The 17802-nt window shown below is 72.2% G+C and carries 15 protein-coding genes and 1 tRNA gene; 5 read left to right on the top strand and 11 right to left on the bottom strand.

Going from position 1 to position 17802, the window contains the following annotated elements; translation table 11 throughout:
* Nucleotides 1-23: 23 nt before the first annotated feature.
* The 7 genes from AC061S_RS26805 to AC061S_RS26775 form a co-directional block, all read right to left on the bottom strand.
* Nucleotides 24-1070, bottom strand: a complete 1047-nt coding sequence (locus AC061S_RS26805) for a glycosyltransferase family 2 protein (RefSeq protein WP_478688441.1) — start codon at nucleotides 1068-1070, stop codon at nucleotides 24-26.
* Nucleotides 1067-4372 carry a DUF4082 domain-containing protein gene (locus AC061S_RS26800; RefSeq protein ID WP_478688440.1) on the bottom strand — a complete coding sequence of 1102 codons (3306 nt, stop codon included), beginning with the start codon at nucleotides 4370-4372 and terminating at the stop codon, nucleotides 1067-1069. Before AC061S_RS26800 ends, AC061S_RS26805 begins: the two co-directional genes overlap by 4 nt.
* 43 nt (nucleotides 4373-4415) lie before the next feature.
* Nucleotides 4416-5531 (bottom strand): DegT/DnrJ/EryC1/StrS family aminotransferase, encoded by a 1116-nt coding sequence (locus AC061S_RS26795; RefSeq protein ID WP_478688439.1) that lies wholly within the window; start codon nucleotides 5529-5531, stop codon nucleotides 4416-4418.
* Nucleotides 5528-6316, bottom strand: coding sequence for a NeuD/PglB/VioB family sugar acetyltransferase (locus tag AC061S_RS26790; protein WP_478688438.1), 789 nt, complete (start codon nucleotides 6314-6316; stop codon nucleotides 5528-5530). Before AC061S_RS26790 ends, AC061S_RS26795 begins: the two co-directional genes overlap by 4 nt.
* Nucleotides 6313-7503, bottom strand: coding sequence for a DegT/DnrJ/EryC1/StrS family aminotransferase (locus AC061S_RS26785; RefSeq protein WP_478688437.1), 1191 nt, complete (start codon nucleotides 7501-7503; stop codon nucleotides 6313-6315). Before AC061S_RS26785 ends, AC061S_RS26790 begins: the two co-directional genes overlap by 4 nt.
* Complete coding sequence (locus tag AC061S_RS26780) at nucleotides 7500-8504, bottom strand: NAD-dependent epimerase/dehydratase family protein (protein ID WP_478688436.1); 1005 nt, start codon at nucleotides 8502-8504, stop codon at nucleotides 7500-7502. Before AC061S_RS26780 ends, AC061S_RS26785 begins: the two co-directional genes overlap by 4 nt.
* Before the next feature lie 82 nt (nucleotides 8505-8586).
* Nucleotides 8587-9699 (bottom strand): Gfo/Idh/MocA family protein, encoded by a 1113-nt coding sequence (locus tag AC061S_RS26775; RefSeq protein WP_478688435.1) that lies wholly within the window; start codon nucleotides 9697-9699, stop codon nucleotides 8587-8589.
* A 419-nt stretch (nucleotides 9700-10118) separates the two neighbouring features.
* Here AC061S_RS26775 and AC061S_RS26770 point away from each other — a divergent pair, with 419 nt between their 5' ends.
* The 4 genes from AC061S_RS26770 to AC061S_RS26755 all read left to right on the top strand — a co-directional run bounded on the left by AC061S_RS26770 (nucleotide 10119) and on the right by AC061S_RS26755 (nucleotide 13929).
* Nucleotides 10119-10985 (top strand): glycosyltransferase family 2 protein, encoded by an 867-nt coding sequence (locus tag AC061S_RS26770; RefSeq protein ID WP_478688434.1) that lies wholly within the window; start codon nucleotides 10119-10121, stop codon nucleotides 10983-10985.
* Between the two features lie 128 nt (nucleotides 10986-11113).
* Nucleotides 11114-12517, top strand: a complete 1404-nt coding sequence (locus AC061S_RS26765; RefSeq protein ID WP_478688433.1) for an MFS transporter — start codon at nucleotides 11114-11116, stop codon at nucleotides 12515-12517.
* A complete protein-coding gene (locus AC061S_RS26760; RefSeq protein WP_478688432.1) occupies nucleotides 12514-13527 on the top strand; it encodes a TolB-like translocation protein in 1014 nt (337 codons plus the stop codon). Before AC061S_RS26765 ends, AC061S_RS26760 begins: the two co-directional genes overlap by 4 nt.
* Nucleotides 13528-13602: 75 nt before the next feature.
* Complete coding sequence (locus AC061S_RS26755; protein WP_478688431.1) at nucleotides 13603-13929, top strand: hypothetical protein; 327 nt, start codon at nucleotides 13603-13605, stop codon at nucleotides 13927-13929.
* An 89-nt stretch (nucleotides 13930-14018) separates the two neighbouring features.
* Here AC061S_RS26755 and AC061S_RS26750 read toward each other — a convergent pair whose 3' ends face one another.
* From AC061S_RS26750 to AC061S_RS26740, 3 genes are all read right to left on the bottom strand, one after another.
* Complete coding sequence (locus tag AC061S_RS26750) at nucleotides 14019-14330, bottom strand: SCO5918 family protein (protein WP_478688430.1); 312 nt, start codon at nucleotides 14328-14330, stop codon at nucleotides 14019-14021.
* A 63-nt stretch (nucleotides 14331-14393) separates the two neighbouring features.
* Complete coding sequence (locus AC061S_RS26745; protein WP_478688429.1) at nucleotides 14394-15980, bottom strand: DEAD/DEAH box helicase; 1587 nt, start codon at nucleotides 15978-15980, stop codon at nucleotides 14394-14396.
* A 348-nt stretch (nucleotides 15981-16328) separates the two neighbouring features.
* Nucleotides 16329-16532, bottom strand: coding sequence for a cold-shock protein (locus tag AC061S_RS26740; RefSeq protein WP_053678014.1), 204 nt, complete (start codon nucleotides 16530-16532; stop codon nucleotides 16329-16331).
* A 337-nt stretch (nucleotides 16533-16869) separates the two neighbouring features.
* Here AC061S_RS26740 and AC061S_RS26735 point away from each other — a divergent pair.
* Nucleotides 16870-16943: transfer RNA gene (locus AC061S_RS26735), tRNA-Met, on the top strand.
* Nucleotides 16944-17028: 85 nt separating this feature from the next.
* Here AC061S_RS26735 and AC061S_RS26730 read toward each other — a convergent pair.
* Nucleotides 17029-17793 (bottom strand): SDR family NAD(P)-dependent oxidoreductase, encoded by a 765-nt coding sequence (locus AC061S_RS26730; RefSeq protein WP_478688428.1) that lies wholly within the window; start codon nucleotides 17791-17793, stop codon nucleotides 17029-17031.
* Nucleotides 17794-17802: the final 9 nt, after the last annotated feature.

Here is a 17802-nt window from a genome sequence, read left to right as displayed (position 1 = left end):
TACGGGGCGGTGGTGCGGTGTCATCAGATCCCTCGGCGCTTCCAGGACTGCCACCAGAGCCATTCGCGTCCCCGGTCGGCGACGGCCGAGAGCACCAGCGGCTGGAGGTACGGCATCACGCGGGCCCCGATCCGCCGCCGCCGGCGCAGCGCCCCGTACTCGGCGAGCGAGGTGTACTGCGGCAGGCACTCGGCGGCGAAGGCCTCCAGCTCCTCGACCGGGACCACCCCGGTGCGCCCGCGGTCGTAGGCCCGGTAGGCACGCCGCAGGGCGTACCGGGCGAGCCGGGTGCGGGCCGCGGTGGACAGCCGGCCCGCCTCCGGGAGCAGGCCGCCGCACTTCTCCAGCACCGAGTCGAAGGCGACGAGGCGCTGGCGCAGGTCGTCGAGCTGCCCGCCGAAGTCCGTGGTGGACATGTTGTTGCCGTGGACCCGGTAGAAGGCCTGGTCGGCGCCCCGGACGTAGCCCACGTCGGCGTGGGCCGCGAGCCGCATCCACATTTCGATGTCCCCGGCGTGCGGAAGGTCCGGGTCGTAGCCCCCGACCTTGCGCTGGAGGCTGGTGCGCACGACCACCTCGGGTGAGGTGATGCACCCGGTGCCCTCCCGGAAGCGCCGCTCCAGCCACCACCGCCCCGGATATACCACCGAGCCGGTGCTCCGGGTACGGGCCTCGGGCAGCGGCCCGCCGTGCTGGAACCGCAGCGGCCTGCCGTAGGCGAATCCGGCCTCCGGGTGGGCGTCGAGCAGGGCCGCGGCGCGCACCAGGGCGCCGGGGACCAGCCGGTCGTCGGCGGAGAGCAGGGCGACGTAGTCCCCGTCCGCCCACTCCAGCAGGCCCTCGTTGTAGGTGGCGATGTGCCCCCGGTTCTTCTCGTGGACCCGGACCTCGATCCGGGGGTCGGCCGCCGCGAGGGCGCGGGCGACCTCCGCGGAGTCGTCGGGGGACGCGTCGTCGATGATCAGTACCCGCACGTCCACGCCCTCCTGCTCGTCCAGGACGCTCTTGACGCAGTCGGCCAGGAAGTGGCCGTACTTGTAGCAGGGGATCACCACGCTGACGGTGCTCACTGGCCGGACACCTCCGTGGACCCCTGCTGGGGCGCGACGGGGGCCGTGGTGGTGAACACCGGGCCGACCCAGTAGTTCACCGAGCCGAAGGTGTTGTTCGGGAAGACCGTGGCCGCCCCGTACTTGTAGAGCCCGTTGCCGGTGACCGGTCCGCCGCCGCTGCCACTCGCCGGGGCCACCAGCGGATAGGAGCGGTGCGCGGCCGTGAAGTAGCCGCCGTCCACGGAGTACTTGCCGTTCGGCGCGTGGTACGAGGCCACGTACTCGGTGTTCGCCGTGATGGCCACCGGGGTGGTGAAGTGCAGTTGCTGCCAGCCGGACACGGTCTCGCTGCCGAAGGTTCCGGTGGCCAGGAGCGTGCCGGTGGCGGTCCACAGGCTGCCGGTGTGCGTTCCGGTGTTCCCGGGGCCCTTGTAGAAGGTGACGCCGGTGACGTAGCCCGCGACCGTGGACTGGAAACGGGTGCCCAGTTCCACGGAGTTGGTGTCGTCGCCGACGTTGGCGGTGGTCGGGGTGGCGTTCGGACCCCACAGGGTGCAGGGGCAGGTCACCGTCGGCGGGGTCGCGCTGGTGGTGAAGGTCCAGGTGACCGGCGCGGCCATGGCGTTGCCCCACAGGTCGGCGGCCTGCACCGATGCCGTGTAGGTGGTGTTCAGCGCCAGTTCGGAGGACGGGGTGAAGGTGGCGCTGTTGGACACGTCGAGGACCTTGCTGCCCGGGACGTTGACGCCGCCGGGGCCCTTGAGGGTGAACACCAGGGTGTCCATGTCCACGGCCGTGCTGAAGGTGGCCTTCACCGGCGTGGTGATCGCGGTGCCGGTCGCCGCCGACTGCGGGGTGGTCGAGGTGACGGTCGGGGGCGTGGTGCTCGCGGTGGCGGTGTCCAGGACCGCGTCGACCCAGTAGTTGCTGCCGGAGGAGGCGGTGGACGGGAACCCGCCGGTGCCGCTGTAGCGGTAGACGCCGTTGCCGCCGTCGGTACCGCTCTTCAGCGCGGTGAGCGGGGCCAGCCCCGCGGCGGAGGAGGCGAAGGTGGTGTCGAAGGAGTACCCGCCGTTGGGGGCGAAGTAGGAGGCGATGTAGGTGGTGTTCGCCTTGACGGGGATCGGCGAGGAGAAGTTGAGCTGCTGCCAGCTCGACGCCGTCTCGTTGGTGAAGGTGCCCGTGGCCAGGCGCTGGCCGGAGCTGCTCCACAGGCTGCCCGTGTGGGTGCCGGTGTTGGCCGGGGACTTGTAGAAGCGGACGCCCGTGATCGAACCGGGCACCGAGGAGCGGATCTTCACGCCGAGTTCCACGGAACTTCCGTCACCGGCGTTGACGGTGCCGGGTACGGCCGCGGCGGGCCAGACGGTGCAGGGGCACTGCTGGGGTCCCACGGTCAGCGCCACGGTGGTGGTGGCGCCGATGTTGACGCTGTCGTCCACCGCGCGGACCTTGATCTGCGCGGAACCGGGGGTGTTCGGAGTCCACGTGTAGCTCCAGGACCCGACGCCCGTGGCGGCCTTCCAGGTGGTTCCGCCGTCGGTGGAGACCTCCACGCGGGCCACGACCCCGCCGCCGCTGTCGGTGGCGGTGCCCGTGACGGTCACCGGCCGCAGGGCGGGCACCGTGGCGTTCGCCGCGGGGCTGGTCACGGTGATGACCGGGCCGGTGGTGTCCGTGGAGGCGGTGGCCACCAGCAGGTTGCTCTGCAGGGACTTGGGCTGGACCCCCATGTCGGCGAAGATGTTCACCGTCGCCTGCTGCATCCGCTTGTCCTCGGTGACCACCGCGTCGTCCGGGTTTCCGGTCGGCATGTTGGTCAGGCCCCAGGACCACTGCACGGTGCCGGAGCCGAAGACCAGGGCGTTCGAGATCTGGTCCCGGAAGGCGACCAGGCTGTGCGTCGCGGTCCCGTTGCCGTACGTGTTCCCGTAGTCCAGGCGGTACTTGCCGTCGTTGATGTCCACCGTGGTGGACGACATCGCGATCTGCCCGGGCGGGCGCGCCGCGTCCTCCACGTCACTGTCCCACTCGTAGCCGAGCGTACCGACGGGGAAGGTGGCGGTCTGGGACGGGGTCAGGTTCGCGACGGTGGTACCGCGCCACAGCCGCATCTTGGCGTACGCGCCGGGGACGGTGATCGCGTCGCTGCGGTAGCCGTTCACGCTGAACAGCGAACCGGTGAGCTGGTTCTGCGGCTGGTAGGGCCGGCCGTTCGTGGCGCTGGCCGGGTCCATGAAGGTGCCCGTCCAGATCCCGCTCGGGTCGGGGATGCCGTTGGGCTGCGGGAAGGAGAGCTTGGTCTCCTTGTAGCAGACCAGGGTCCGGTCGGCCGTGTTGGACCCGTCGATGCTGGGAGCCAGCCGGGTCTTCCAGAAGACCTCGTTGCCGGCGAAGTAGGTCTGGTTGACGCCCGCGTGACGTGCGTTCAGAGCGTTGGTGAACTGCTCCTGGGTCCAGTACTCGTCGTGTCCCGAGGACATGAACACCTTGTGGTTCTGGAGCTGGGTGGCGCCCTTGGTCGACATGTCGATGCCCGACATGTAGCTGACGTCGTAGCCGTTGCGCTCCAGCCAGGCGACCATCTGGTACTCGGATCCGTAGATCCCGTTCTCCCCGCCGATGTCCATCGGCCGGTTGTAACTGACCTCGTAGGCACGGCCGTCGGGCGCGGGTCCGCCGCCGTCGTACAGGTCCTGGCCGCCGTAGTTGTTGTACGCCTGCCAGGTCTGGTCGCTGGTCTGCACGACGATGTCGGAGTGGCTGGCGTCGTTGCGGACCACGAACGGGTAGGGCATGACCCCGTTGCCGTCCGCCTGGTCGAAGTTGGCTATGTAAAGGCCGGAGACCGCGTCGGCGGGCACCGTCCACGTCGAGGTGACCGGCCAGTTGCCGCAGTCGACCAGGCCGGTGGAGGGCTTGGTGGTGCAGCTCTGCGGGTTTCCCCCCTGCGGGAAGTTCGCCGGGTACGTCTGCGCGGCCTGGGCGGGGGTCGACATCAGGCGGGCCCCGTCACCCCCGTAGTGGCCCAGGCGGTAGACCGACACCTTGTACGCCGTCGGCGACTGGATCTTGAACTGCAGGGTCTCGCCCGCCTGCACGCTCTCCTTGGCCGGGAAACCCTTGATGTCACCATAGGCGCTGGGTGCGAACCAGTCGGACATCGGTGTGCCCGCCTTGGAGTTCTCGCACACGATCGCGTTGGAGCCGGGGCCGCACGGGTCCGCCGCGACCGCCACCGATGGCGGCAGCGCCGCCGCCATCAGGGCCGCCACCACGGTGTAGAGCCCGTACCGCAGCAGCCTTGTCCGTCTGTTCATCCGTACCTCTTTTGGGGTGGGCTTTGTGAGTCGACGCCGGGCGTCAGCGCAGAGCTGCTGAGAGCGCGTCCACGACCCGCTGCTGTTGGGCGGCGGTGATCTGCGGGAAGAGCGGGAGGGACAGCATCCGGTCGGCGGCCAGCTCGGCGTGCGGGAAGGCCCCGCGGCCGTGGCCGAGGTGGGCGAAGGCCGGGGTGAGGTGGACCGGGGCCGGATAGTGCACGCCGGCGCCGATGCCCTCCGCGTTGAGCTTGCCGACGACCGCGTCGCGGTCCGCACCGCTGACCCGGATGACGTAGAGGTGCCATACGTGGACGTTGCCCGGCGCCGTGACCGGCAGGGTGAGGCGTCCGGTGGCCGCCAGGTCTCCCAGCAGCCCGTCGTAGCGGGCGGCAGCGGCCCGGCGGGCCTCGTTCCCCTCGGCGAGCCGGGCCAGCTTGGCCCGCAGCACCACGGCCTGCAGACCGTCGAGCCTGCTGTTGAACCCGGCCACGTCGTGCCGGTACTTGGCTACGCCGCCGTGGTTGGCCAGCGCCCGGACCAAGTCGGCGGCCTCCTCGTCGTCGGTCACCACCGCGCCGGCGTCGCCGTAGGCGCCCAGGTTCTTGCCCGGGTAGAAGCTGGTCGCGGCGATCCCGCCGCTCCCGGGGGTGCGGCCCTCGCGGGAGGCGCCCTGGCTCTGCGCGGCGTCCTCGACCAGCCTGGCGTACGAGGGCAGGCCCGCGGCCAGACCGGCGGTGTCGGCGCACTGGCCGTACAGGTGGACGGGTACCACCGCGCGGGTGGCCCGGGTGACCGCGTCGAGCGCGGCCTGCGGGTCCAGCAGCAGGCTGTCAGGGAGGCAGTCGGCCAGCACCGGGCGGGCCCCGATCCGGGCGACGGCGCCGGCGGTGGCGATGAACGTGTTCGCGGGCAGCACGACCTCGTCGCCGACGCCCACCCCGCTCGCCCGCAGAGCCAGTTCCAGCGCGTCCGTGCCGTTGGCCACGCCGACGCAGTGCCCGACCCCGGCGAAGGCCGCGTACTCGCGCTCGAAGGCCCGGACCTCCTCGCCGCCGATGAAGGCGGTGTCGGCCAGCACGCGGTCGAACCCCGCGCGTAATTCCTCCGCGACCTCGGCGTGCGCGGCCTTCAGGTCCACGAGCGGTATCTGGTTCATCCGGCTGTGCTCCCCATCCGTGTCTCCGGCCTCCGGCCGGTCTCCAACTCATCGGCCCGCAGCTCGTCGAGCGCCGGGCCCCCCGCCTCCCGCAGCCGGCGGGCGGGGGTTCCGGCCCACACCTCGCCGGCCGGCACATCGGCCAGGACCGTGCTTCCCATCCCGGTCAGCGACCAGGCGCCGACCTTCGTGTACTCCCGCACCAGTGCGCCGGCGCCCACGTAGGCCCCGCGCCCCAGCCGGACCCCGCCGCCGAGGCGGACCCCGGAGGCGAGGGTGGCGAAGTCCCCGACCTCGTCGTCGTGGGTGAGGACCACGTGGGGCATGACCGCCACGTGGGACCCCACCCGTACCGCCGCGGTCAGCACGCTGTGCGCGAGCAGCACCGTGCCCGGGCCGAGGACCGAGGACCCCGAGAGCGCCGCCGTGGGGTGCACCACGGTGGCGTACCGGCTCTCGGGCAGCGCCAGGCGCCGCACCAGGCGGGCCCGCACCCCGTAGTCGCGGGGGCTGCCGACGCAGACCACCACGCGGGCGGCCGGGTGTTCGTGCACCAGGGCGGTGCCGCCCAGGACGGGGACGCCGTCGACGTCCAGGCCGTGCAGGGCCGGATCGTCGTCCAGGTGCCCGGCGAGCCGCCACCGCGGGACCCGGCCCGCCACCAGGTCGGCGGCGGCCGCGTCCCGTACGGCCTGGGCGGTCTCCCGGGCGAACCCGCCCGCGCCGACGATCAGCAGGTTTTCAGTCGCCGCGTCCTCGTGGGCGGGACCGTGCGGCCCGCTCATCCGACGTCGGCCCGTGCGCGCAGCACCGCCACCACCCGGTCCTGCTGCTCCTCGGTCATGGTGTGGAACAGCGGCAGGATCAGCGAGTCGCGGGTGATCCGCTCGGTCACCGGCAGCGCCGCCGCACCGTGCCCGGCGTACGCCGGTTCCAGGTGGGAGGCCATGATCCCGCGCCGGGCCGAGATCCCGGCCTCGGCCAGCACCGCGAGCAGCTCGTCGCGGCCGACGGGGAAGTCCTCGGCCAGGAGCACCCAGTACGACTGGAAGTTGCCCTCGCCGTGACCGGGGTCCCGGACCGGGGTCAGGCCCCGGACACCCGCGAGGAGCTGCGCGTACCGTGCGGCGAGGAACCGCCTGCGGGCCACGATCTCGTCCAGTTTGCCCAGTTGCACCAGGCCGACCGCCGCCTGGATGTCGGTCATCCGGTAGTTGTAGCCGACTTCCAGGTAGCTCTCGGCGATCGGCTTGCTGCTCGCGTGCCGCTGCGCCGCGGACACGTTCATGCCGTGCTCGCGCAGCCGGCGCAGCCGCTCCGCCCAGGCCGCGTCGTCCGTGGTCACCATGCCGCCCTCGCCGGTGGTGATCACCTTGCGGGGGTGGAAGGACCAGGCGGCCAGCAGTGCCCCCTGGCCGACCGACTTGCCGCCGACGGTGGCGCCGATGCCGCAGGCCGCGTCCTCCACCAGCGCGAGGCCCCGGTCGGCGCAGAAGGCGCGCAGGGCGTGCACGTCGGCCGGGACCCCGCCCTGGTGGACGGCGATCACCGCCTTGGTGCGCGGGGTGAGGACGGCGTCCACGGTGGCCGGGGTCAGGTTCCCGGTGGCCTCCTCGACGTCCGCGAACACCGGGTGCGCGCCCACGTAGCGCACCGCGTTGGCCGTGGCGATGAAGGACAGCGAGGGGACGACGACCTCGTCGCCCGGTGCGAGGTCCAGCGCGATCAGCGACAGGTGCAGGGCGGTGGTGCACGAACTGACCGCGATGCCGTGTTCCGCGCCCACCCGCTCGGCGAAGGCCCGTTCGAACTCCGCGACCCGGGGGCCCTGGGCCACCCAGCCGGACAGGACCGCGTCGGCCGCGGCCCGCGCCTCGTCCTCACCGAGCCACGGGATCATGACGGGGATGCGGGCGGGAGCCGCGGCGGCAGCGGGCGCGGCGGCAGCAGCCGCGGCGGCCTGGGCGCTCATCGGCCGGTCTCCGTGGCGACGGCGTCGCCCGCGGCCTCCGCGCGCTCGGCCCGCCACCAGTCCACCAGGTCGCGCAGCCCGCTGCGCAGGTCGATCTCGGCCGTGAAGCCGAGGCGGGCGGCGGCCTGCGAGGTGTCCGCGAGCCGGCGGGTCACCCCGTTCACGGCGCGGGCCGGTCCGTGCTCCGGTGCCAGGCCCTCGGCTCCCATGGCCTCCAGAAGGCCGTTCGCCAGGTCGAGCAGACTGGTCTCGGAGCCGCTCGCGACGTTGAACACCTCGTCGGTCAGGTCCGATTCGGCGGCCAGCAGGTTGGCCCTGGCGATGTCCCGGACGTCGACGAAGTCCATGGTCTGGGTTCCGTCGCCGAGGATCAGCGGCGGTTCGCCCGAGGCGATCCGCTCCATCCACCGGATCAGCACCTCGGTGTACAGCCCGTGGATGTCCATTCGGGGGCCGTACACGTTGAAGTAGCGCAGCGCGACGTAGTCCAGCCCGTACATGGCGTGGAAGCTGCGCAGCACGCCCTCGTTGAAGGCCTTGGCGGCACCGTAGAAGGTGTCGTTGTTGTACGCGTGGTGGCGCTCGGTGGTCGGGAAGGACTCCGCCATGCCGTAGACCGAGGCCGAGGACGAGGCGATGACCTTGCCCACGCCGGCGGCCTCGGCGGCCTCCAGCACGTTGAACGTCCCGTCGACCATCACCTCGTTGGCGAGCCGCGGCTCCTCGGCGCACTGGGTGATCCGGATCGCCGCCAGGTGGAAGACCAGGTCGGCCCCCTCGGTCGCCTTGCGCACGGCGGATATGTCCCGGATATCGCCCTCGACCAGGTTCACCACGCCGCTCGGCAGGGCGCGGGCCAGGTTGGCGGTGCGTCCCCGTACGAAGTTGTCGAGCACGACGATCTCGCGTGCCCCGTTGTCCACCAGCAGGTCCACCAGGTGCGAGCCGATCGTGCCCGCTCCGCCGGTGACCAGAATCCTCTTGCCTCGTACGCTGCTCAACGCCCTGCCCCTACTGAGTCGGTCATCGTGTTCCCTGCGGTGCCCGGCGCGCCGCACGCGGCCCGGGCGGCGTCCTCAACGCTCAACGGCCGGTGCGCAGTCCTACGACGGCACCCTTGAACTCCAGGCTCCGGGAGGCCGCTTCGAGGATGTCGAGGACCTGGAGTCCCGCCCGGCCGTCGGTCAGCGGCGGCCGCCCCGTCCTGATCGACGCGGCGAACTCCTCGACCATGCTGCGCAGGGCCTCCTTCTCGCCGAGCGCGGGGGCCACCATGTCGCCGGTCCGGTAGGAGACGAGCATGTCGCGGCGCTCGTCCGCGCCGATCTCCTGCGGGGCCGCGAGGTCGACCCCGCGGTCGAACACCGCGACCCGCTGCGTGGGGTTGAGGTCGTCCCAGACCAGGGTGCGCTTGGAGCCGCCGACCATCGTCGTGCGGACCTTCACCGGGGAGAGCCAGTTGACGTGCACGTGCGCGATGGCGCCGGTGTTGAGCTGGAGCGTCAGATAGGCCACGCAGGACTGGCCGGTCCCGATCGGGTCGGCTCCGTGCGCGGCCACGGCCACCGGGTGGACGTTGTCCGGGAGGATGAAGTCGAGGACCGAGAGGTCGTGGGGGGCCAGGTCCCACAGGACGTCGATGTCCTTCTGCACCAGTCCGAGGTTGATCCTCACCGAGTCCACGAACTGGATGTCGCCGAGTTCGCCGGAGCGGACCATGTCCCGGATGCGGGCCACCGCCGGGGTGTAGCAGTAGGTGTGGTCGCACATCAGGGTGAGGCCGCGTTCCTCGGCCTCGTTCACCAGCCGCAGTCCGTCCTCGTAGGTGGCGGCGAGCGGCTTCTCCACGAGGACGTGCTTGCCCGCGCGCAGGGCGGCCAGGGCGACGTCGAGGTGGGTGCCGGCCGGGGTGGCCACGGCGACGGCCTCGACGGCGGGGTCGGCCAGGACCGCCGCGTAGTCCGCGGTCGCCTGGACGGTCGAGTACCCGCCGAGCACCTGTCGGGCCCGGTCCACGTTCAGATCGCAGAGCCAGCGGAGCTGGAACTCCGGACTGGACTGGAAGTTGCGGACGAGGTTGGGACCCCAGTAGCCGGCCCCGACGACGGCGACCCCTAACGGCTCGGTCCGTCCCGCACCTGCGCCCGCACCTGCGTCTGCGGCGTCCCGCCCGACGTCCTTCGCGGTGTCCTTCACAGCGTTCCCTTTCCTTCCGCGCACGCCCGCGGGCGTGTCGACGACCCATGGCCGGGACGCGTGCGAAGGAAGGGGGTGCCGTCGAGGCCAATGCCGGGCGCCTGCGCGACCCGTGCGTGACCCGCCCGACGGTGATGGCCCCCACGACCGATGCCGTACGTGTTCCACGTACTTCCGCCCCCCGGCCGTCCGGCACCCCTCGCGCCGGCCGGCCACGGACAGGCGGCCTGTTCCCCCAAGCCGCCGAACCCGTAACCTGCCCCAACTACCCTGCGCCGACTGGACTACAGCGTGGATCACGGCGTTGCCGAAGCACGCCGAATCCGGTCGGCTGCGTTCAATCTAGACCACCGGGCCTACCCCCGGGGAGAGTTGGAGGAAACGGTCGGTACGGGCGTTCGAGCATGCATACTTCCGGGGTGACCAGCATCGTGATCCCGGCCCACAACGAGGGCCGGGTCATCGGCCGGCTCCTCGACGCGCTCCTGTCCGAGGCCCCGGCCGCGGGACCCGACATCGTCGTGGTGTGCAACGGCTGTACGGACGACACCGCCGCGGTGGCCACCGCCCGAGGGCCCCGCGTACGGGTGGTGGAGATCCCGACTCCCTCCAAGCACCGGGCACTTCGGGTGGGCGACGAGCACGCCCGCGGCTTCCCGCGCCTCTACGTGGACGCCGACGTGGTGGTCGGCGCCGCCGATGTACGGGCCCTGGCCGACGCCCTCGCCACCGCCCCGGCCCTCCTCGCCGCGGCCCCCGGCCGGGACATTCCGCTTACCGGCTGCGCCTGGCCGGTCCGGGCCTACTACCGGGTCTGGCAACTGCTGCCGGCCGTCCGCGAGGGGCTGTTCGGGCGAGGGGTCATCGCGGTGTCCGAACCGGGGCACACCCGGCTCGCCGCCCTGCCGCCGCTGATGGCCGACGACCTGGCCGCCTCCCTGGCCTTCGCGCCGGGAGAGCGCCGGGTGGTGGAGTCGGCCAGGGTCGTGGTCCTGCCGCCGCGCACCTGGGGCGACCTGATCAAACGCCGGGTGCGGGCGGCGACTTCCTCCGCCGAGCTGGAGCGGTTCCAGGCCGCGCGGGCCTCCGGACCCGCGGAGCCCCAACCGTCCGCGCGCACCGGTACGGGAGACCTGCGCGCCCTGCTCCGGGCCCAGCCGCGGCTGCTCCCCGGCGTGGTGGTGTTCGTCGTGGCGGCCCTCGCGGCCCGCCGGGGAGCCCGCAAGGCCGTCCGTGCCGGGGACTTCTCCACCTGGCTGCGCGACGAGAGCAGCCGGCAGGGCTGATGGCGGCCGACGGGGCCGAGCGGCCGAATCCCGCCGTACGCAACCCAGTTGGCCCGTACAACCATTAGGGTGCCATTCGCACGTACGACTGGCTCACCGCACAGACGCCGGACCGGGAGTTCGAAAGCATGTACCTCGCGGACCGCTCCGCGCCCGCGGACGCGAAGACCGCCGCCGACGGATCCCCCGTCCGCGGCCCCGCGGTCGCCCCGGCCGTCCTCGCACTGGGCTCGGTCAGCCTGATCACCGACGTCTCCTCCGAGATGGTCACCGCCGTCCTGCCGCTCTACCTCGTCGCCGGACTGGGCCTGAGCCCGCTCGGCTTCGGCGCGCTCGACGGCCTGTACAACGGGGTCAGCGCGCTGGTGCAGCTGACCGGCGGCCACCTCGCCGACCGGATCCGCAACCACAAGCTGATCGCCGGCATCGGCTACGGACTGTCCGCGGCGTGCAAGCCGCTGCTGCTGCTCGCCCACAGCCTCGGCCCGGTGGCGCTGATCCTCGCCCTGGAACGCACCGGCAAGGGACTGCGCACCGCCCCGCGCGACGCGCTCATCTCCCTTTCCACACCACCCGAGTTGCAGGGTCGGGCCTTCGGCGTGCACCGCGCCATGGACACCACCGGAGCCCTGCTCGGGCCCCTCGCCGCGTTCTTCATCCTGAGCGTGACGGTCGACGGGTACGACGCCGTCTTCGGGGTCAGCGCCTGCGTCGCCGCACTGGGTGTCGTGGTGCTCCTGCTGTTCGTCCCGTCCGGCGCGGAGCCGGGACCCGCCCGCCCGAAGGCCACCGCTCCCCCGGCCCCGCGGAAGCCCGCCTCCGCCGAGGCCGCCTCCGCCGAGGCCGCTTCCCCCGAGGCCGCTTCCCCCGAGCCCGGCTCCCGGAAGCCGGACGCGGTGAACCTGCGCGACGCGCTCGGCCTGCTGCGGCTGCCCCGGCTGCGCGCACTCGCGGGCTGCGCCGCCCTGCTCGGACTCACCACCGTCAGCGACGCCTTCCTCTACCTGCTGCTCCAGGACCGCACCGGCATCGGCGAGCGGTGGTTCCCGCTCCTCCCCCTGGGCACCGCGGCCGTGTTCCTGCTGCTGGCCGTGCCGGCCGGAGCCCTCGCGGACCGCGTCGGACGCCGCACCGTGTTCCTCACCGGTCACGCCCTCCTGCTGACCGGCTACGGGCTGCTCCTGTGGGCCCCCGGCCTGCCCGCGCTCCCCTACCTGGTCCTCGCCCTGCACGGCATGTTCTACGCCGCCACCGACGGGGTGCTTCCCGCCGCCGTCGCCGCGACCGTCCCCGCGAAGCTGCGGGCCACCGGCATCGCGCTCGTCGGCACCGGCCAGGCCCTGTCCCGCTTCGGCTGCTCGCTGGCCTTCGGCGCGGCGTGGACGGTCATGGGCTCGGGCCCGGCGCTCGCCGCCGCCGCGGCCGGCCTGTGCTGCTGCGCCGTCGTCGCCGGTTTCGTACTCCGCCCCACGGCCCCGGACGGCACCACCGCCCGGGCCCCGCACCCCCGACGCCCCCGAGGAACCCGATGACGCGCTCACGCCGGCTGCTCGTACTCGCCCTGGCCGTGCTGCTCCTCGGAGGCGTGGCCGGCGTCCTGGTGGTGCGCGCCGCGGCCCGCTCCGAGCAGACCCGCGCGGGCGACCCGACGGCCGCCCCGGGCAAGGTCGCGCTCGACCGGCGCGGCGGTCTGGCCTTCCTCAACGGCGCGCAGGGCCCGCACCGCGGAGCCCTCGTCTCCGTACCGGACCGCTCACCGCGGGACGAGCGGACCGCCTCGGGCCTCACCTGCCTGCGGTTCCACGCCTCGGCCGGCACCGGCGTGTGCCTGAGCTCCTCACCGGGCGCGCTCGTCCAGGACAACCGGGCGGTGATCGTCGACTCCGAGCTGCGCACGCTGCGCGAGTTCCCGCTCGCGGGCACCCCCTCGCGGGCCCGGGTCTCGCCGACGGGCCGCTTCGCCGCCTGGACGGTCTTCGTGGCCGGGGAGTCCTACGGCTCCGCGTTCTTCTCCACCCGCACCTCGATCGTGGACACCCGTACGGGGGCGCTCGAACCGGATCTGGAGAAGTTCGCCATCGAGCTGGACGGCCGCCCCTACAGCGCGAGCGACGTCAACTTCTGGGGCGTCACCTTCTCCAAGGACGACGACACCTTCTACGCCACGCTCGGCACGGACAACCAGACCTACCTGGTGAGGGGGTCGATCGCGCGGCGCAGCGTCACCACCCTCGCCTCCAACGTCGAGTGCCCGTCCCTGTCCCCCGACGAGACCCGGGTCGCGTACAAGAAGCGGGTGCAGCGCGGCGCGTCCCTGTGGCGCGAACACGTGCTGGATCTACGGACGTTGCGGGAGCAGCCGCTGGCGGAGAAGCGCAGCGTGGACGATCAGGCGCTCTGGCTCGACGACCGTACCCTCACCTACGCCCTGCCCGCCGAGGGCTCCGTGGACACCACGGACCTCTGGACGGTCCCGGCGGACGGCACCGGAGCCCCCCGCGTCCTGGCGCCGGCCGCCTCTTCGCCCACCCGGCTGGGCTGACAGGCCGGGCCGCCCGCTCCATCCCGCCGGTCCGGGAGGCGTACCCCGGGGGCCCGCAGAATCGTTGGGGCGGGCATGGGCACTCCACACGCCGTCTCCCCGTCCCCGGCCCGGCACCGGGCACCCGAGCGCGCCCCCGCCGCGATGGCACGGGGCATCCCCCGGCAGCAGTCGGGCAGCGCCGCCCCCTCGGGCGGGGCGGTCGTCTTCGAGCAGCTCGCCCGGGAGTGGGAGGCCCGCGGGGCCACTGTCCCGGGCCGTCCCGACCCGCTGTGGGAGCGGCTGATCACCTACGCGCACTTCCAGCGCGAGACGGACGCCACCCTGCGCAGCCTGCGCCTGGACGGAGCCGAACCCCCGCCGGCCCCCGCCCCGGCGGGCCCGCGCTGGACCCGGGCCTGAGCCGGGGTGGTACGGAAAAAGCCCAGGACCCGGGTCGGTTGCGGCCGACCGGGCCCTGGGCTCCGTAAGCGTTGTTCCTGCGGCCCCCGCTACACGCCCGAGGGGGCGCCCAGCATGGCGGACGCCTTCTGGAGCGGGGTCAGGCCGTCGGCGGGAGCCGGGACCGTTTCGAGCGGGCGACAGGTGAAGCCCAGTGCCGTCAGGGCCCTGATCACCTCGGCGGCCGTGAAGTCGCGGCGGTCCTGGCGGGTGACGACGGCGCCCACCTGCTTCACGGGGTAGGAGCGACGTCCTATGACCACCGAGTCACCGGTGATCGGTTCGGGCTTGACGCCCTTCATCGATTCCAGGACCCCGGCCTTGGTCAGGTCGAACGGAAAGCGGGCGATGACGAAGCGCATGCTGCCTCACAGGTAAGAAGAGAACCGTCCGTGCCCGGACCGGCAGGATCCGGGCGGGGATACCTAAGCCGCCGTGGTGGCCGGGGACTGGCGCTGCGGCCCCCGGGCGGTCGCGGCGGTCCTGCTGCGCCGGTCCTGTGCGGGCCGGCTGCGACGACCACGGGAGGCACCGCCGGTGCCTCCCCTGGGCCGCTCGGTGACGGGGGCCGTGATGACGACCGGGACGCCGGACGGCGCCTGGGCTCCGGTGATCCGGCTCAGCTCGGCCTCGCCGGAGCGGACCTGCGCGGTCTGCGGGGTGATGCCCGCGGCCTGCATGAGGCGGACCATGTCCCGGCGCTGGTTGGGCAGGACCAGGGTGACGACGCTGCCGGACTCACCGGCACGGGCGGTACGGCCGCCGCGGTGCAGGTAGTCCTTGGGGTCGGTCGGCGGGTCCACGTTGACGACGAGGTCCAGGTTGTCGACGTGGATGCCGCGGGCCGCGACGTTCGTGGCCACGAGCACGCTGACGTGCCCGGACTTGAACTGCGTGAGGGTACGGGTGCGCTGGGGCTGCGACTTTCCGCCGTGCAGCGCCGCGGCGCGCACGCCGCTGCTCAGCAGGTGCTCGGTCAGCCTGTCCACGCCGTGCTTGGTGTCCAGGAACATGATCACGCGGCCCTCGCGGGCGGCGATCTCGGTCGTGGCGGCCTGCTTGTCGAAGTTCTGGACGTGCAGGACGTGGTGTTCCATCGTGGTGACGGCGCCGGCCGAAGGGTCGACGGAGTGCACGACGGGGTCGGTCAGGTAGCGGCGGACCAGCAGGTCGACGTTGCGGTCGAGGGTGGCGGAGAACAGCATCCGCTGGCCCTCGGGACGCACCTGGTCGAGGAGCGCGGTGACCTGGGGCATGAATCCCATGTCGGCCATCTGGTCGGCCTCGTCCAGAACGGTGATCCCGACCTGGTTCAGCCGGCAGTCACCCCGCTGGATGAGGTCCTTCAGCCGGCCCGGGGTGGCGACGACCACTTCGGCTCCGGCGCGCAGCGCACCGGCCTGCCGGTGGATCGGCATGCCGCCGACGACGGTGGCGATCCTCAGCTTCACCGCGCGGGCATAGGGCGTGAGGGCGGCCGTGACCTGCTGGGCCAGCTCACGCGTGGGTACGAGGACCAGCGCGAGCGGCTGGCCCGACTCGGCCTGCTGGCCGGCGGTACGGGCCAGCAGCGCGAGGCCGAAGGCCAGGGTCTTGCCGGAGCCGGTACGGCCGCGTCCCAGGACGTCCCGGCCCGCGAGGCCGTTGGGCAGCGTGGCCGCCTGGATCGGGAACGGGGTGGTCATGCCCTCACGGGTGAGCGTGGTGAGGAGCTGGGCCGGCATGGCCAGGTCCGCGAAGGCCTCGACGGCGGGCAGCGCGGGGACCACGGTGACCGGAAGGGCGAACTCGCCCTGCGGTGCGGCGGGACGGCGCCCGTAGCCGCCGCCACCCGAGCGCTTGGGGCCACCGGAGCGGCTGGGGGCCGAGGAGCCGAAGCGGCTGCCGGAACGGCTGCCGGTGGAGGAGCCGCCGTAGGAACCGGAGGAACCGCCGTAGGAGCCGTAGGAGCTGTTGGATCCACCCGTACGGGAGGACGAAGATCGGTCATTCATGCGGGTCGTGCGGTTCATGCAGAACCTTCCTCGATACGGCGCACATCGAGGAGTTCTCGGCAGCGGAAAACTGGCCGCACGAGGATTCACAAGAATGAGCCGGAGCATAAAAAGATATGACGAAGTCGAATCGAACTTCGATCGACTGGTCACATAAGGATTATCACCCTATGTGCCGGCGAAATATGCGCCGACTGCGGGTGGGGAGCCGAGGAGTGCATCCATCGGCCGAACGGTGGGGCGCTCGGACAGGTTTCCCCGTCGCGCCGCTCACGCGGGCCGAGACGGCCCGCAGATCAAAAAACGCAACGAGCTGGGGCCCGCACCCCAAGGTGCGGGCCCCAGCTACGCGGTTACGCGTGAACGTCAGGCGGTGACGATGTTCTCGGCGGTCGGGCCCTTCTGGCCCTGCGCGATGTCAAAGCTGACCTTCTGGCCTTCCTGAAGCTCACGGAAGCCCTGCGAGGCGATGTTCGAGTAGTGGGCGAACACGTCAGGACCGCCACCCTCCTGCTCGATGAAGCCGAAGCCCTTTTCCGCGTTGAACCACTTCACGGTGCCATTAGCCATGTTTTTTATCTCCTTCGGGGCACAGCCCAGAGATCCGCACTGTGCGAACCTCAAGTCGCCGATGATTGCCCAGCCCGGAAAACGCCGGAAAGACAAGAACACTCGCCCTGCTCCTACGAGAGGAGTGGGCAGAGGTGCTCGAAATTTTGGGAACCACAACTGCAACTCAAACCACAGTAGCACGCCGGGGTCGGGTCGGCGTGAAAATAAAATCCGCTCCTTGGGGCCGGTCCGGAAATCCTCGCCGTCGCCGCGGCATTTTCCGTCCCGGTGGGCACGGATTGTCGGCGGTGGTCGGAGGCGGGCCCGGGATCCCGTACAGTGATGTTCACAACGACGCGGGGTGGAGCAGCTCGGTAGCTCGCTGGGCTCATAACCCAGAGGTCGCAGGTTCAAATCCTGTCCCCGCTACGAAAGGTTCGGCCCCCTTGACGCCCAGGCGTCAAGGGGGCCGAAGCCGTTTCCGGCCCGGGCCGGAGCCGGTTCGCGCGGCGGGTCAGGCGGAGACGCCGCCGTCGATCACCAGGTCGGTGCCGACCACGGAGCCCGCGTCGGGCGAGGCCAGGTAGAGCACGGCCGCAGCGACCTCGGCGGTGGAGGACACCCGGCCCAGCGGCGATTGGTCCTTCATCCTGGCCGCGCGCTCGGCGTCGCCCTCCCCCGGCCAGAGCGACATCGTGGTGGCGGTCGGGCCGGGGCTGACCGCGTTGATGCGGACCCCGTCGGCGATGTGGTCCAGGGCCGCGGCCCTGGTCAGGGCGGATACGGCCGCCTTGGTGGCGAGGTAGCCGGCGACCCCCGGGATGCGGGTGTGCGCGCCGAGGTTCGAGGAGATGTTGACGATCACCCCGCCGGCGGGCTGGTCCCGCATAACGGCGACCTCGGCCTGGAGGGTGAGCAGGACACCGGTGACGTTGGTCTCCAGCATGCCGCGCCAGTCCTGCTCCGGGATGTCCGCGACGGGACCGACACCCCGCAGGACGCCCGCGTTGTTCACGGCGACGTCGAGGCTGCCGAAGTGTTCGACGGTGCGGCGCACCATGGCCCGTACGTCCTCGGAGCGGGTCACGTCCGCGGTCAGGGCGACGGCCCTGCCGCCCTCCTTCTCGATCAGCTCGACCGTCGCTTCGAGCGATCCGGCCGTACGGCCGGCCACGGCCACCGCGGCCCCTTCGGCGGCGAAGGCGAGGGCGATGGCCCGGCCTATGCCGGATCCGGCACCCGTGACGAGGACGCTCTTGCCGGTGAAACGTGCGGACATGATGGTGAT

Source organism: Streptomyces sp. CA189 (genome assembly GCF_056428985.1).
The sequence above is the reverse complement of the archived record's forward strand: the minus strand, read 5'-3'. Positions and strand labels throughout refer to the sequence as shown.